The organism is Microcoleus sp. FACHB-SPT15 (genome assembly GCF_014849525.1).
Classification (GTDB): domain Bacteria; phylum Cyanobacteriota; class Cyanobacteriia; order Cyanobacteriales; family Coleofasciculaceae; genus Symplocastrum; species Symplocastrum torsivum.
Genome location: NZ_JACJNU010000011.1, coordinates 17,727 through 30,550 on the forward strand (window position 1 = coordinate 17,727; position 12,824 = coordinate 30,550).

The 12,824-nt window shown below is 45.8% G+C and carries 10 protein-coding genes and 18 tRNA genes; 22 read left to right on the plus strand and 6 right to left on the minus strand.

Annotated features, from left to right (window positions below):
* Positions 1-24: 24 nt before the first annotated feature.
* The 3 genes from trpC (at position 25) to H6F98_RS04525 (ending at position 2,701) form a co-directional block, all read left to right on the plus strand.
* Positions 25-915, plus strand: a complete 891-nt coding sequence (gene trpC / locus H6F98_RS04515) for an indole-3-glycerol phosphate synthase TrpC (protein ID WP_396810570.1) — start codon at positions 25-27, stop codon at positions 913-915.
* 157 nt (positions 916-1,072) lie between these two features.
* Entirely contained in the window at positions 1,073-1,360 is a 288-nt protein-coding gene (locus H6F98_RS04520) for a DUF5340 domain-containing protein (protein ID WP_192217494.1), read from the plus strand.
* 186 nt (positions 1,361-1,546) lie between these two features.
* Positions 1,547-2,701, plus strand: a complete 1,155-nt coding sequence (locus H6F98_RS04525; RefSeq protein ID WP_192217495.1) for an alanine--glyoxylate aminotransferase family protein — start codon at positions 1,547-1,549, stop codon at positions 2,699-2,701.
* A 220-nt stretch (positions 2,702-2,921) separates the two neighbouring features.
* Here H6F98_RS04525 and H6F98_RS04530 read toward each other — a convergent pair whose 3' ends face one another.
* The 4 genes from H6F98_RS04530 to H6F98_RS04545 form a co-directional block, all read right to left on the minus strand.
* Positions 2,922-3,113, minus strand: coding sequence for a DUF2949 domain-containing protein (locus H6F98_RS04530; protein ID WP_192217496.1), 192 nt, complete (start codon positions 3,111-3,113; stop codon positions 2,922-2,924).
* Positions 3,114-3,734: 621 nt separating this feature from the next.
* Positions 3,735-4,307 (minus strand): DUF192 domain-containing protein, encoded by a 573-nt coding sequence (locus H6F98_RS04535; RefSeq protein WP_192217497.1) that lies wholly within the window; start codon positions 4,305-4,307, stop codon positions 3,735-3,737.
* A 270-nt stretch (positions 4,308-4,577) separates the two neighbouring features.
* Positions 4,578-5,273: a response regulator transcription factor NblR gene (nblR, locus tag H6F98_RS04540; protein WP_192217498.1), complete on the minus strand. Its 696-nt coding sequence runs from the start codon at positions 5,271-5,273 to the stop codon at positions 4,578-4,580.
* 460 nt (positions 5,274-5,733) lie between these two features.
* Complete coding sequence (locus tag H6F98_RS04545; protein WP_192217499.1) at positions 5,734-7,152, minus strand: hypothetical protein; 1,419 nt, start codon at positions 7,150-7,152, stop codon at positions 5,734-5,736.
* Positions 7,153-7,560: 408 nt separating this feature from the next.
* On the opposite strand from H6F98_RS04545, the gene H6F98_RS04550 reads away from it, so the two are divergent.
* Complete coding sequence (locus tag H6F98_RS04550) at positions 7,561-8,718, plus strand: CapA family protein (RefSeq protein WP_313929794.1); 1,158 nt, start codon at positions 7,561-7,563, stop codon at positions 8,716-8,718.
* Between the two features lie 3 nt (positions 8,719-8,721).
* On the opposite strand, the gene H6F98_RS04555 is transcribed toward H6F98_RS04550, so the two are convergent.
* A complete protein-coding gene (locus H6F98_RS04555; RefSeq protein ID WP_192217501.1) occupies positions 8,722-8,877 on the minus strand; it encodes a hypothetical protein in 156 nt (51 codons plus the stop codon).
* A gap of 981 nt (positions 8,878-9,858) precedes the next feature.
* Here H6F98_RS04555 and H6F98_RS04560 point away from each other — a divergent pair.
* The 17 genes from H6F98_RS04560 (at position 9,859) to H6F98_RS04640 (ending at position 11,791) form a co-directional block, all read left to right on the plus strand.
* Positions 9,859-9,932 (plus strand) — tRNA-Asp (locus tag H6F98_RS04560).
* Between the two features lie 45 nt (positions 9,933-9,977).
* Positions 9,978-10,073: transfer RNA gene (locus H6F98_RS04565), tRNA-Glu, on the plus strand.
* A gap of 16 nt (positions 10,074-10,089) precedes the next feature.
* Positions 10,090-10,167, plus strand: a tRNA-Cys gene (locus H6F98_RS04570).
* Positions 10,168-10,193: 26 nt separating this feature from the next.
* A tRNA-Lys gene (locus H6F98_RS04575) sits at positions 10,194-10,266 on the plus strand.
* A gap of 12 nt (positions 10,267-10,278) precedes the next feature.
* Positions 10,279-10,352: transfer RNA gene (locus H6F98_RS04580), tRNA-Met, on the plus strand.
* A 160-nt stretch (positions 10,353-10,512) separates the two neighbouring features.
* Positions 10,513-10,650, plus strand: a tRNA-Ser gene (locus H6F98_RS04585).
* A 139-nt stretch (positions 10,651-10,789) separates the two neighbouring features.
* Positions 10,790-10,863 (plus strand) — tRNA-Trp (locus H6F98_RS04590).
* Between the two features lie 2 nt (positions 10,864-10,865).
* Positions 10,866-10,940: transfer RNA gene (locus tag H6F98_RS04595), tRNA-Arg, on the plus strand.
* Between the two features lie 7 nt (positions 10,941-10,947).
* Positions 10,948-11,033: transfer RNA gene (locus H6F98_RS04600), tRNA-Ser, on the plus strand.
* A 9-nt stretch (positions 11,034-11,042) separates the two neighbouring features.
* A tRNA-Phe gene (locus H6F98_RS04605) sits at positions 11,043-11,117 on the plus strand.
* Between the two features lie 7 nt (positions 11,118-11,124).
* Positions 11,125-11,199: transfer RNA gene (locus H6F98_RS04610), tRNA-Asn, on the plus strand.
* Between the two features lie 9 nt (positions 11,200-11,208).
* Positions 11,209-11,283: transfer RNA gene (locus H6F98_RS04615), tRNA-Gln, on the plus strand.
* A gap of 5 nt (positions 11,284-11,288) precedes the next feature.
* A tRNA-Gln gene (locus tag H6F98_RS04620) sits at positions 11,289-11,363 on the plus strand.
* A gap of 36 nt (positions 11,364-11,399) precedes the next feature.
* Positions 11,400-11,473: transfer RNA gene (locus H6F98_RS04625), tRNA-Leu, on the plus strand.
* A 4-nt stretch (positions 11,474-11,477) separates the two neighbouring features.
* Positions 11,478-11,550 (plus strand) — tRNA-Pro (locus H6F98_RS04630).
* Positions 11,551-11,553: 3 nt separating this feature from the next.
* Positions 11,554-11,627, plus strand: a tRNA-Leu gene (locus H6F98_RS04635).
* Between the two features lie 92 nt (positions 11,628-11,719).
* Positions 11,720-11,791 (plus strand) — tRNA-Thr (locus H6F98_RS04640).
* Between the two features lie 24 nt (positions 11,792-11,815).
* On the opposite strand, the gene H6F98_RS04645 is transcribed toward H6F98_RS04640, so the two are convergent.
* Positions 11,816-12,421: a macro domain-containing protein gene (locus H6F98_RS04645; RefSeq protein WP_192217502.1), complete on the minus strand. Its 606-nt coding sequence runs from the start codon at positions 12,419-12,421 to the stop codon at positions 11,816-11,818.
* A gap of 110 nt (positions 12,422-12,531) precedes the next feature.
* Between H6F98_RS04645 and H6F98_RS04650 the strand changes: the two genes are divergently transcribed.
* Positions 12,532-12,603: transfer RNA gene (locus tag H6F98_RS04650), tRNA-Thr, on the plus strand.
* Positions 12,604-12,824 lie beyond the last annotated feature (221 nt).

Genomic DNA, 12,824 nt, shown 5'->3' on the forward strand with positions numbered 1-12,824 from the left:
CAACAACTAACAACCAATGACCAATTGATGAAAATTCGCCGACGTCCACCCAATCCAGCTATTGACCTCGATATATTTCGCTATCAAGTAGTTGTTCCAGATTCCGAGCCACGCCATATTCTGGAAGAAATTGTCTGGCACAAAGAGACGGAAGTTGACCAGATGCGGGAACGTGTTCCTTTATTGGAATTGCGGCGGCGGGTACAGACTGCGCCAGCTATCCGCAATTTCAGGCAAGCCTTATCTTCTGGGAAAACTCGTCCCGCCTTGATTGCAGAAGTTAAGAAAGCATCTCCCAGTAAGGGGGTGATTCGAGAGGATTTTGACCCCGTTGCGATCGCTCATGCCTACAACCAAGGGGGAGCAAGTGCGATATCCGTGCTAACCGATCAAAAATTCTTTCAAGGCAGCTGGGAAAACCTGGCAAATGTTCGTGCTGCCGTTGATTTGCCTGTCTTGTGTAAGGATTTCATCATCTACCCCTACCAAATCTATCTCGCCCGCAGTTACGGAGCAGACGCTGTTTTACTAATTGCTGGAATTCTGTCAGACCAAGACCTTCAGTACTTTGTCAAAATTGCCAATGCTCTATCCATGACGCCCCTAATCGAAGTTCATACTCTCTTGGAGTTAGACCGCGTATTATCTCTAGATGGCGTTACCCTAGTTGGTATTAATAATCGTAACCTGGAAGATTTCTCGGTCGATCTGCAAACGACCTGCCAAATCCTAGCAGCACGGGGAAACCAGCTACAGGAGCGTGGCATTATGGTCGTCAGTGAGTCAGGGCTGCATACAAGCGCCGATTTAGAGCAAGTAGCATCTGCGGGTGCGGCTGCCGTTCTGATTGGCGAGTCACTGGTGAAACAGCCTGACCCAAGTACAGCGATCGCCAGTCTGTTTTCCAGTCCGTGACTTGTAAGTCACGAGTCCGTTGTTGGTTGTGATAATGAAAAGTAAAAGGCTTTGCGCTCATCGGCACTCGCTCCATAGGGCGCGAAAGGCTAGCAGCCGCACTGATGCTCAAAGACTCGCTGTCGCAGATTCGTCCATTTGAGGTAAACCAGGTTTCATGGAGCCAATTCCCCTTCCGTCTTATGTCCATTACGAACTGCTTCTCCAACTTCTAGAGCGCCAAACTTCATTTGCTGTCAATCAGAAACCCGCAGTTCGAGAGCAAGTTCATCAATTAATCAGCACACTTCGGAAAGCCCTAGCTCAGCAGAGGCAACTGGAGCAAACCTGCATCCGAGCCAACTTACCAATTGAGTACCGCTGGTCTCTCAACAGTGCCAGTTTTGAGCCAGAACACTCTCCCGATGTCCTTCCCCTAGCTCACAAGCCCGAAGTCGGTAATTAAACATTAAGCATCTAGTACGTAGGTGTAGGGCTTGTAAGTTTTTAGTTGTTAGATAGATTTTGTCAAACTCCTGATTTTTGCCGGAAAGTCCTTTAAGAATTTCTACTTTATCTAACAACTAGCCATTGTCTAGAGGAGTTGTGCGATCCTGGATTATGCGAAGCGAGAAGTATAGAGGGCAACAAAATGGACGACAAGCATATGCTGATGATTCCTGGTCCAACGCCAGTACCGGAAAAAGTATTACTGGCGCTGTCTAAGCACCCAATTGGACACCGGAGTGGGGAATTTAGCCAAATCATGGCAGAGGTGACGCAAAACCTCAAATGGCTGCACCAAACCCAGAACGATGTTTTGGTGTTAACGGTGAGTGGCACAGGCGCGATGGAAGCGGGTATTATCAACTTCCTCAGCCCAGGTGATCGCGTTTTGGTTGGAAGTAATGGAAAATTTGGCGATCGCTGGGCGGCTATGAGTGCTGCCTTTGGTCTAGAAGTCGAGACAATCACAGCGGATTGGGGTAAACCATTAGACACAGAGCAGTTTCGCGAAAAGCTTGCCGCTGACACCGAAAAGAACATTAAAGCTGTCATTATTACTCACTCTGAGACTTCTACTGGTGTCCTCAACGACCTGGAAACGATTAATCGTCACGTCAAAGAGCATGGCGAAGCTTTAATGATTGTTGATGCGGTTACTAGCTTGGGTGCAGTCAATCTGCCAGTAGATGAATGGGGAATTGATGTCGTTGCTTCTGGTTCTCAAAAGGGCTATATGATTCCTCCAGGGCTAGGATTTGTCTCGGTTAGCCCTAAAGCATGGGAAGCTTACAAAACAGCCAAGCTGCCACGCTTCTATCTGGATTTAGGCAAATACAGTAAAACAGCGGCAAAAAATAGCAATCCCTTTACCCCTCCAGTTAATTTGGTTGTGGCGCTACAAGCAGCACTGCGGATGATGCAAGCGGAAGGTTTAGAATCGATCTTTGCACGTCACCAACGGCTGATGAGAGCAACTCGTGAGGCGGTACAAGCTCTCTCATTACCCTTGTTTGGACCTGATGAGGCGGCTAGCCCTGCAATTACGGCGGTTGCGCCTGTATCTGTAGAGTCGGAACAAATCCGCGCCGTGATGAAGAAGCGTTTTGATATTTCTCTGGCTGGTGGACAAGACGACTATAAAGGCAAAATTTTCCGTATCGGACATCTTGGCTTTGTTAGCGATCGCGATATTCTTGCGGCGATTGGTGCGCTTGAAGCAACTCTCCGTGAACTGGGCTACGAATCTATGACACCAGGGGCTGGTATTGCCGCAGCAGCTAGAGTGTTTGCTCAATCATGAGCTTCTAAGCTGATGTGCAAGTTAATTACATGTTGAATATTATCTACTAGCTAACAACGCTACTAACTAAAAAGAGCGAGTCACCTATTGACTCGCTCTTTTCTGTATTGGATAAATTGTGAATGAACATACAATGTCTGGACTTGCCTAGGGTTGAGATTAACCCAAAGGCATAAGCATTTGAACATTATCAATTTGCTCCTCGCGGATTCTTCCAGTCTTAAACGGTTTCCAGCCAGTCATAAATTCGATCGAGTTGCTCTAAGGTTACCAAACCATACTGCCAAAGAATCATTGGCAAAGGACCTGGATCTTGTTCCCGACGGCGTTGTGCGATCGCAATTGAGTCCCTGGAAATCGCTAATTCTTCCTGAAGAAAGCGAATAAATCTAGAATAAGTTGCAGGTGCCATCTTTACTTTCACCTCCTCATAATCTGCTCTATTGTGGAATTAATGGCTTACGTTCTTGATCTACTAGTAGACAGTATGTGATCTGGCTACTTTTCTTCAGTTCCTTCCTTATATTGAAGGTTAGAACTGTTCTTACTTGTGTTTCAAATCACTCCCAAACTGAGATTTAAATCAGCTAAGTTTGCCTTCTACATTTTTTGTCAGCAAGAAACAGCCGCTTAAACAGACAGCCCTAGCTTAGACTTCCAACACTATATGTTGGAAATATAGATAGGCTTTTCTGGTTACGGAAACTGAAACTTGGCAGTTTCTAGCAAACCTTTGTATCGTTTTTTACTTCAGAGCTCTAATAAAAGCCATCTGTAAATTGGAAGATTCATCAGCCGATGTACGCTCTTACTCAGACAACCCTCACACCAATGCTTAGCGGTTCATCGCTAAGGCTTTGTTAGCGTAACATCTTCGCAGTTTTGCTCAGCTTCTGAATCTGGTTGGAAGCAGTTAATTGTTATAGAGTATCTGAGTTTGAACTCTTTACAACTCTCCCTTACGAAAGAGTAGCTTACTTTTATGGCAGAACCGCAACAAGTTCAGTGAAAATTTTAATAATTTCAATAAAAATTAAGAATTGGAGGAGGTTGGGGGGGTGATATTCTCATCTAAGAACTTCACACTCACCCGATCGCCCACCTTAAGTCCCAGTTCTGCTGCCCGTCCGCCTCTGAGTTCAATCACTTGGTCAATTGGTGTTTGGGGCCCATAGCTTGGACAAGGATCTGCCGTACAAGGGGGAACATCCGCCGCGATCGCTTTTACCTCCCCATCTTTCAGGAAAACCATATCAAGGGGAATTTTTGTATTCTTCATCCAGAAGCTGACAGGTCGCGGTGGTGAGAAAGAAAACAACATCCCCCGATCATCTGCTAGTGATGTACGATACATCAATCCCATCGCTTGCTCTTGAGGTGTCCGGGTCACTTCTAGAAGAATTCGTTGACCGGCCATCTGAGCTTGGGCTGTAATCGGTAGCATTTGCCCTAAGTCCTTAGGTAGCGCTGAGACAGATGGAGGAGGTGGCAGTCGTTCACCCGACTTTAGTGGTGTTCCATCTCCAACGTTCGCTGGTGCTGAGGTAACACAACCCATCAGTACAACACACAGCGTTACGCCTAATAAATTAATTTGACCTTTCATTAGAGTTTTACCACTGGATATAATCCTTACTCCTGCGAGGCTGGACTGCTTGCTGAAATCGGGAACTTTTAAGAATTCTGAGTTTTGAGCTAAGAAAATAGCCTGAGCAAGGTTCACATATCGCCTACGTGATGCCTTGAACAAGATTTACTATTTAACGCCTATGTAGGTAGACAAATTCAATACAAGTACAAACACTCAGAGCTTACCTATAGGCGATAGGTTTTCGTGCGTTTGTTCATGCCTACCTACTGAACGTTCCCCAACGCTCTATGCCTCCCGCAACACATAGCCGACACCCCGTACTGTTTGAATCAAGCGCTTTTCACCCTCATCTTCAATCTTGAGGCGTAAATAGCGAATATACACTTCAATGACATTCGACTCTCCCATGAAGTCATAACCCCAAACATTTTCGAGAATTTGTTCGCGGGTCAATACTTCACGAGGATGAGCCATCAAATACTTGAGGAGTTCAAACTCCTTCATGGTCAAGTCAATCACCCGTCCACCACGTATAGCTCGGCGTGTCGTCAAGTCTAAAATCAATTCCCCAAACCTTAGCTGTTCGCTAACCCCTACTTCTGGCTCAAGATAGAGGCGCACCATTTGCAAAAATGGTTCTGTGCGATAAGGCTTCAGAAAATAATCATCAGCTCCAGCCTCTAGACAAGCCACTCGATCATCAACTGTGTCACGAGCCATGAGCAGAAGTAACGGTACACGAGAACCTGTGCCTCTGATCTGAGAACACAACCTCAGCCCTGATTCTCCTGAGAGTGCCCTATCTACAACAATCATTGCCGGCTGGAGTTCACAGGCTTGATGCCAACCCGTGGTCGCATCAGGAGCAACAACAGTATGGTATCCGGCTTCTCTTAAATCTAGACTTAGGCGTTCAGCAAACGTTTCGTCTGTTTCTACGAGTAAAACACAGGGATTGCGATCAAGAGTAATAGAGTGCATAGGCAAAGCTTGTGTTGACAAACTGGCTACTAGTACCTGAATTATCTCCCTTGTTGTAGCACGTCTTGGTGTCAAGAGTCTTAATCCGAAGGGTACTGACATAAGAGCCTTGAAATAGATTTCACCCCTCAAAGCGATGTCAAGCTAAAGCTTACTAAATCAGCCTTTCAACCCGTTAAAACGGGTTTTAGCTTTTAGCCCGTTCGCGTTCGCGAAGCGTTCTCGAAGAGTAGCGTTCCCGTTCCCCGTAGGGGTTCCCGAAGGGTAGGATACTTTAGTTCAGGGCTTAATTCAATGACATTCGTCTCAATCCAGTTTGAGGACTAAGTCAATAGGGATTGGATGCAAGGCACTCGGTAATATCGAATTGTCTTGTCTATTGCCGACAATAAGAAAGTCCATCGCTACGATGAACAAGTTCCCACGTTTAATGACATCTACCTGGCTAGCGACCTTCTTCCTATTGATGAAGAATTTGATGGAGTTGTTCCGCTTCCTCCAATGTTTTACTCAATCCTGCTTCAGCAATGCCTCTGACGTAGTTAATCTTGATTTCCTCAAGCATATCTATGAGTAGAGATTGCAATTCTTGAAGGTTATGCTTCTTTTGTAGTTCTATTTGTAGAGCTTCATTGAAGTTTCGGATCAGACGGTTCGAGTGTTCTGCTGCTACAGGGTCTTCTAGTAATGTCGTTAGGGTGCTGTAGGTTGTCTCAGAGATATCTGCCACTAATCTCTCCGTTAACTGCGTGGGTAATTGATTTAAACCAGGGACATGCTGTAGTTGTTGGTAGACCGGGGATTGATTGAGGAGAGTTGTAACACTGTGATGGAGTAAAGCTTCGAGGTCTGGTTGGACTTTGGGGAGTACGTCATAGATGCTGAGGTGGAGTAGACAAGTTGCGATCTCTTTTACTTCATCAGTGTTATTGATATTGATGTAAGGGCGGCGAGTCTCAGGATGTAGTAGCCAACGCGCAATATCACCTCGTTGAATCGACTCCTGCGCTTGGTCAATCATCCGAATTCCAACAAGTTCCGTTAGTTCCTCAGCAAAATTGGCAATAAAGTCATATTTGATTTGCCGCCGTACAGGTTCCAGATTGAGTAACTCAGCTTGATAGAGGCGAAGCGTCACGGGAAGGACTCTCAACCACCGCAAAACAGGTAGTAGGAGAAAGATATCGTACCAGCGCCGCAGCATTGCTTCAAGCCAGTTCAATCGGGGATTTTGGCGACTTATATAGAAACTACGAGCGAGAAATTCTAAGCCGAATAGGACAATAAAGGGTATGTCAATCAGCCAGAAGTTATTGAGAAATTTGCCATTGGTTCCCAAGCGGCGATAGTAGTTCTTTTGGATTAGCGGACGAACCTCAATATTAAAAAACCCAATCTCTTGCTGCCAACCGGCATGGGATAAGTAACCTTGACTCCAAAAGGTTTCAAAGGCTTTATGAGCCGATTCTTCACCAACGCGATCGCGTATTTGGTTTTTAATCTTTTCTAGAGTGCCGCTTTTATTCGCCAACGCAAAGGGGTTATCCTCAATCATCTGGTTACTGAGACGACGTAATTCGCCTAGCAACTCTTCTCCCTGAGGTGGCTCTACCCCTGTCTGCAACACCAATTTTTCCAGTTGCTCTACCTTGTTCAGGTAGTTCTGTGTTTCTCGATGAGGTTCAATCCCCTTAATTGGGTCGTAAATCTCGATTAAACTCGGCACTTGTTGAAAGTAGAAGTCGCGCCAGGGTACATAGCTGAGGTCAAAAAACACCAAACACAAGTTCACCAAGGCAATAATTGCCATTAATCGTTCAAACCAGCGGTTCCGACGAACTGTAGGTTTTGAGATAGCTAGTCTTTGAGTCGATAACATGCCGCTAAACCCTTGGAAATCTACCGGGTTTATTAGACTTGATGCGCTAAATTTGAGTCAACTCATCTTTAGCAAGATTTTGGCAATTCCTTGGGTTCAGCCCCCTGAGTGCAACACTAGTGCAAGAATGCAGAAAGCCGAAGGCAAGAAAGCTGTAAGGTAAGCTTTTTAACCTTTTTCAACTAGATAGTTATTTCCGCCACCCTGGTCTAGTGTTCTTATCAGGTGATTATCCTGCCGCCTGTTGTTCCTTTGTCTACATCTAGTAATTACCCACTGGATAGAGGTAACCAAGAGGTTCATATGCAGTTGTGAGAGTTTCGCTCAGTTAGCGCAGAACATTTTGTGATCCCACTGTGCTAATATTGGGCGTTTGAATGACCAACCATCGCATACATTCTCTAGTTGGTGTCAAATTTCCTTGCTATTTCCAACAGAACGACGCGCCGGAAGGCGTATGTTTTAATCTTTGCTGGTACTTTCAGCTTCTTTGTTGGCTTGGGCTATGGGAGCGCTAAGCGATATGAATACATTCAAGAATTTTCCTTCGTTGAGCCTGTAACTGATGTTTTACCTGATTTTCATCTCAAGCCAGAACCCCCTGCTGTAACTATCAAAATCAAAGCCGTTGGAGACATCGTTCCTGGTACAAATTACCCTAATAATCGACTCCACTCGCGTAGTAAAACTCTCTTTCAAGGCGTTAAACCCCTTCTGAAAGGAGCTGATATATTATTTGGCAACTTTGAGAGTACGTTAACAAATTATCCTTACTCTCCTAAAGGTTTAGGTGGGAGGTTAATTGTTGCCTTTCGCACGCCTCCAAGTTATACCCAAATTTTAAAAGAAGCTGGGTTTGATGTGATGAGTGTTGCTAATAATCATTCCTTTGATTTCGCTCGTCAAGGATTTAATGACACCATTCACAATCTTGAAAAAGCTAACATTAAAGCCCTTGGTAAAAAAGGTCAAATTCTCATTGCTAAACGAAAAGGACTATCGATTGCCTGGATTGGCTTTAGCTACTTTAACTATCACAATTCTCTGAACAACCTAAAAGAAGCAAAAGCGCTAGTGCAAAAAGCTAGTAAAAATGCTGATATGGTAGTGATTTCTGTTCATGCGGGTTCTGAGGGCACAGGGGCGATGAATGTCAAAAATCAAACTGAATACTTTTTTGGAGAAAATCGAGGAAACATGGTGCAGTTTTCTCGCACCATGATTGATAATGGCGCTGATCTAATTCTGGGGCATGGTCCTCACGTTCCTAGAGCCTTAGAACTTTATAAAGGCAAATTAATTGCTTATTCTTTGGGCAATTTTATGGGATACCGAACCCTCTCTGCTGAAGCACAACTTGCCTACTCCCTAGTTTTGGAAACGGAACTCAATAACCAGGGAGATTTTACATCTGGCAAGATTATCCCTGTTCATTTAACAGGGCAAGGTATACCTTATCCTGATCGGCAGTTTCGCAGTGTCAAGTTAATCCGCCAGTTGACTCAGAGTAATTTCCCTAAGACTCGCCTAACGATTGATAAGAATGGTCGAATCCAGCCCAAGTAAGCACTATTCTCTATCTAAGTCGATTTCGGTAGCCGCTTCTTCCTTTTCGCCAAGTATGTCAGCGTCGCAACCTACACAGTACCAACCGATTTCTGAATCTTCCGTCAGTTTGATTTGAACTAAATCTGCCCCGCATCTGTGACATTTTGGTGCGTCCATCAATTTCTCCAGAGGATTTCCTTTGTGTCTACCTTAATTTTTCCTTGAACAGGGCAAAAAGGGAATCCAGTGAAAGCAGAAGTTCGCAAAACTCAAGTAAGTCCAAGGCTCCAGAATGATCTGAGAGGAAGCAATGAACCAGTTTTAGGTATTTGATTCAGTTCAGTTAACCGAAGCGATCACTGCCCTTGGCTCAGCTAGCTTCTCATCCACTACAAAACAAGCAAAATTGACGATTCACTCACGTCATTTCCTCCCAGCTTCCGTATCAGCGCTTTTCCTTTAACTCCTATTAATCCACTTGTTTAACTCCTTCACCCCATTGGTAAGGGAATTTTTTGATTGGGCTGGAAAAGCGATCGCCTCTTGTCACTTGACGAGTCGAGGCAGTATTTAAGCGCTATTCCTTTATTTACAAGGCATTCACAACTCAAAAAAAACTTTATACTACACCCTTGACAAATTTGTAGTATCTTTGTAGTATGTATATATCGAAGCAAGAAGAGGAGTGATTCAGCTCCAACTCAAAAAAATCATGTTGTTACTATTCATTCGGCTCCCTGGTCAACCTAGATCAAAGCGAGAGTCAAATAAAAGACCGAATCAGCCTCCTTCGAGAGAGCAAGAACAAAGGTCATCTGCACGTATTCATCAACGAAAAACTACCGAAGCTATCCACAAGACTAGCCAGGTATATCACCTAGAACGTCGGTTGTTTCTCTAAACTTTATCAGTCTTTTTCTGAACCTTGAAAACTGAATAAGAAAGCACCCATTTATTTCATCAATCTGTGCTGACAGCCATAGGCACAGATGTCTTGAAGGGAAGCGTAGCTCAACTGATACTACAAGGTTGTCTCAACCTGCTATGAGAAACAGTTGGTATCTCTTACAAACAAAATACAAAAAGAGATTGGGATTCAATCCAGCTATGCTTCCTGCAATTAAGACACATAACAGTGGGAATTGCTGATTGAGTCATGGGGCTATAGCTCAGATGGTTAGAGCAGTGCCTTGTCACGGCAAAGGTCGTCGGTTCAAGTCCGATTAGCCCCGCTAGGGCAGCAATGATGGAGTTTCAATTCTCCACTCCCAGACAACGGCCCCATCGAATAAGGGCTAATTCACCTGTCTTTCAAGCAGGCAATACGGGTACTCCTTCGGAGAATGCTCCGCGAACAAGTCCCGTTGGGGCTATCAGATTGATGAACGAGGTCGAGTAGCCAAGTGGTCGAAGGCGTCAGTCTGCAAAACTGATATTTTCTCGTGGGTTCAAATCCCACCTCGACCTCTCAATCTGCAAATCATCTGGTGCATGGGAGTATAGCTCAACTGGCAGAGCAGACGGCTCTTAACCGTATGGTTGCAGGTTCGACCCCTGCTACTCCCACTTGTATGGTATGGGAGTATAGCTCAGTTGGTAGAGCGGCATCCTCATAAGATGACAGGTCGCAGGTTCAAGTCCTGCTACTCCTACTGATACACAAGCCTCATCGTTTAGCTCGGTTTACAGAATCTAATACCCATAAGCGTAGTTATCGGTATTTAAGATGAGAACAAAGCCTCATCGTCTAGTGGTTAGGATGCTGCCCCCCTCAAGGCAGAGAAAGGAGTTCAAGTCTCCTTGGGGCTATCTGGAGAGGTGGCTGAAATGGCTGAAAGCACTTCCCTGCTAAGGAAGCATGGGGCAACCCATAGCAAGTACTCTTCGAGAACGCTGACGCTCCTTACGTGGCTACCGCTTCGCTAACGCGAACGAGTCCTGTCCTCTCCGCCTTTTTACCTGGGTCGGCCCGCCTATTAGCTTGTGGGGCAGCAGTCTGTAAAATCGTCCTTTTTTGGTTGCAGGTGCGAATCCTGCCCGACCCATTGGATTTTGGATTTAGATTTTGGATTCAAAGTTCAAATCCTATGTGGGGATGGTGTAACGGCAACATCTCGATCTCCAAAATCGATGATCTGAGTTCAAATCTCAGTCCCCGCGCCATTGAGAGCGTAGTTTAACTGGATAAAATCTCGGTCTACGAAACCGAAGACGTGAAGGTTCGATTCCTTCCGCTCTCGTCAACTTGGAGAGGTAGCCGAGTGGCTTAAGGCGCAGACTTGGAAAGTCTGATTAGGTAAAACCTAACGCAGGTTCAAATCCTGTCCTCTCCGTTGAAACTTCCCCCGGTAGCTCAGTTTGGTAAGAGCGCTTGACTGAAAATCAAGAGGTCGTCAGTTCGATACTGACCTGGGGGACTGTCGTTGCCCTGTAGCTCAGTGGAAGAGCAGTCGCCTGTTAAGCGAACGGTCGTAGGTTCAATCCCTACCAGGGCAGCCATTTATTCATTGCCGGGTGGACGAATAGGCAAGTCGCAGTCCTCTGAAGTCTGAGATACAGGTTCAAGCCCTGTCCCGGCATCCATTTATTGGGGAGTAGGCGACGTTGGCAAAGCCACCTGATTTTGGATCAGGAAATCGCGGGTTCGATTCCTGCCTCCCCAGTTCTGCTCTATCAAAGCGAGAGAGCAGCTAAGTAATGCTCCTGTAGCCCAATCGGAAGAGGCAGCAAGCTTAAACCTTGCGCGTTGCTGGTTCAAGCCCAGCCAGGAGTATCAACGGGATGTAATTCAGCGGCTAGAAGCCATGCTTTGGGAGCATGGAGTCGCAGGTTCAAATCCTGCCATCCCGATATGCCCCTGTAGCCCAATCGGAAGAGGTGCCGCACTTAGAATGCGGAGGTTACTGGTTCAAGCCCAGTCAGGGGTATTGGTGCGATGCGGGTGAAGTAGCCAGGGTAGGCTTGGAGGTCTCATAAGCCTCTTATCAGCAGGTTCAACTCCTGCCCCCGCCACCAAAAGGCAGGCGTGGTGCAATGGCAAGCATAGAAGTTTCGTAATCTTCTGATGCGAGTTCGACTCTCGCCGCCTGCTAAGTGAGTAAGTAGCGATCGCAGCTCAGGCAAAGCTTGAATTTCCACCCTCCCAAATTTGAAGTTGTCTGTCAGCAGCAACTATGCAATTGAGGAACTTGGGTGGATGCAGGAAGTTGTCATAAGCTGATGCCATCTGTCTGGCAGCTTCATGATAGGGAACTCGCCCTATTCCTGTACCTAATCCAGGACAGGCAATGCTACTAATTTTTCGTTCGGCATATTGGTTGTGCCGTCGAACAGCGAGAAGCATTGCCCACATTGCCACGTATGGAATGTCGGTGCCAGCAATAGACATTGGCACTCGCATGGTGGGTGTGTGAGCCAGAAAAGGATGCTTTGGATGACCAGTTTCCACGATGAACGATGTTCCAACAGGCTGTTCACCCAGGAAGTCATTCAGGATATGCTGCTGAACTTTTGTCATCAGGGAACGACCAAAGAACCTAACGATGGCGGCATCCATACCCCCATCCATCATTCCAAATGAATTGGCAGGGCTAACTAAACAGTCAAACTCTGGCAACCACTCGAAATAGTCATTGACTATTTCAACATTGGGTAAATAGTTGAAATGCTGTTGGAAAGCTGTAAACAGTTGTGAACTAGGAGCTACTAGTATTAGCTTCAAGTTTTGAACTTACCTCCACTTAGAACGCTATTTTAGTTGCAAGCTGAGGCAAGAGTCAACTTGCCTGAAAAGAAGTGGCGAATTGGGAGTTTCCCGCAATTCGTTGCAATGCAGATGTGGTGTAACTGGCAACACAAGGGTGTAGTAAGTCCTTGATGTGGGTTCAATCCCCGCCGTCTGCTCTTTGATTATGCAGGTGTGATGTAACAGCAACATGAGGCTCTTGTAAAGCCTTATTGCGAGTACCCTTCGGGAAGGCTTCGCCTACAAATCTCGCCACCTGCTTGTGACTCACCGTTCGGTCATTTGGATGACCCAGTAGCCAAATAAAGAGCCTCAAGTGTAGCCGTACTGGACAATTGGGCTATGGAGAAGATGCAGCAACGACAGACTAAAGGCATGT

Coding starts and splice junctions, on each gene's coding strand:
- H6F98_RS04520 (WP_192217494.1), top strand. CDS start 1,073: ATGGAGCCAATTCCCCTTCCGTCTTATGTCCATTACGAACTGCTTCTC.
- H6F98_RS04525 (WP_192217495.1), top strand. CDS start 1,547: ATGGACGACAAGCATATGCTGATGATTCCTGGTCCAACGCCAGTACCG.
- H6F98_RS04555 (WP_192217501.1), bottom strand. CDS start 8,877: ATGGACGCACCAAAATGTCACAGATGCGGGGCAGATTTAGTTCAAATC.
- H6F98_RS04545 (WP_192217499.1), bottom strand. CDS start 7,152: ATGTTATCGACTCAAAGACTAGCTATCTCAAAACCTACAGTTCGTCGG.
- H6F98_RS04535 (WP_192217497.1), bottom strand. CDS start 4,307: ATGAAAGGTCAAATTAATTTATTAGGCGTAACGCTGTGTGTTGTACTG.
- nblR (WP_192217498.1), bottom strand. CDS start 5,273: ATGCACTCTATTACTCTTGATCGCAATCCCTGTGTTTTACTCGTAGAA.
- H6F98_RS04530 (WP_192217496.1), bottom strand. CDS start 3,113: ATGGCACCTGCAACTTATTCTAGATTTATTCGCTTTCTTCAGGAAGAA.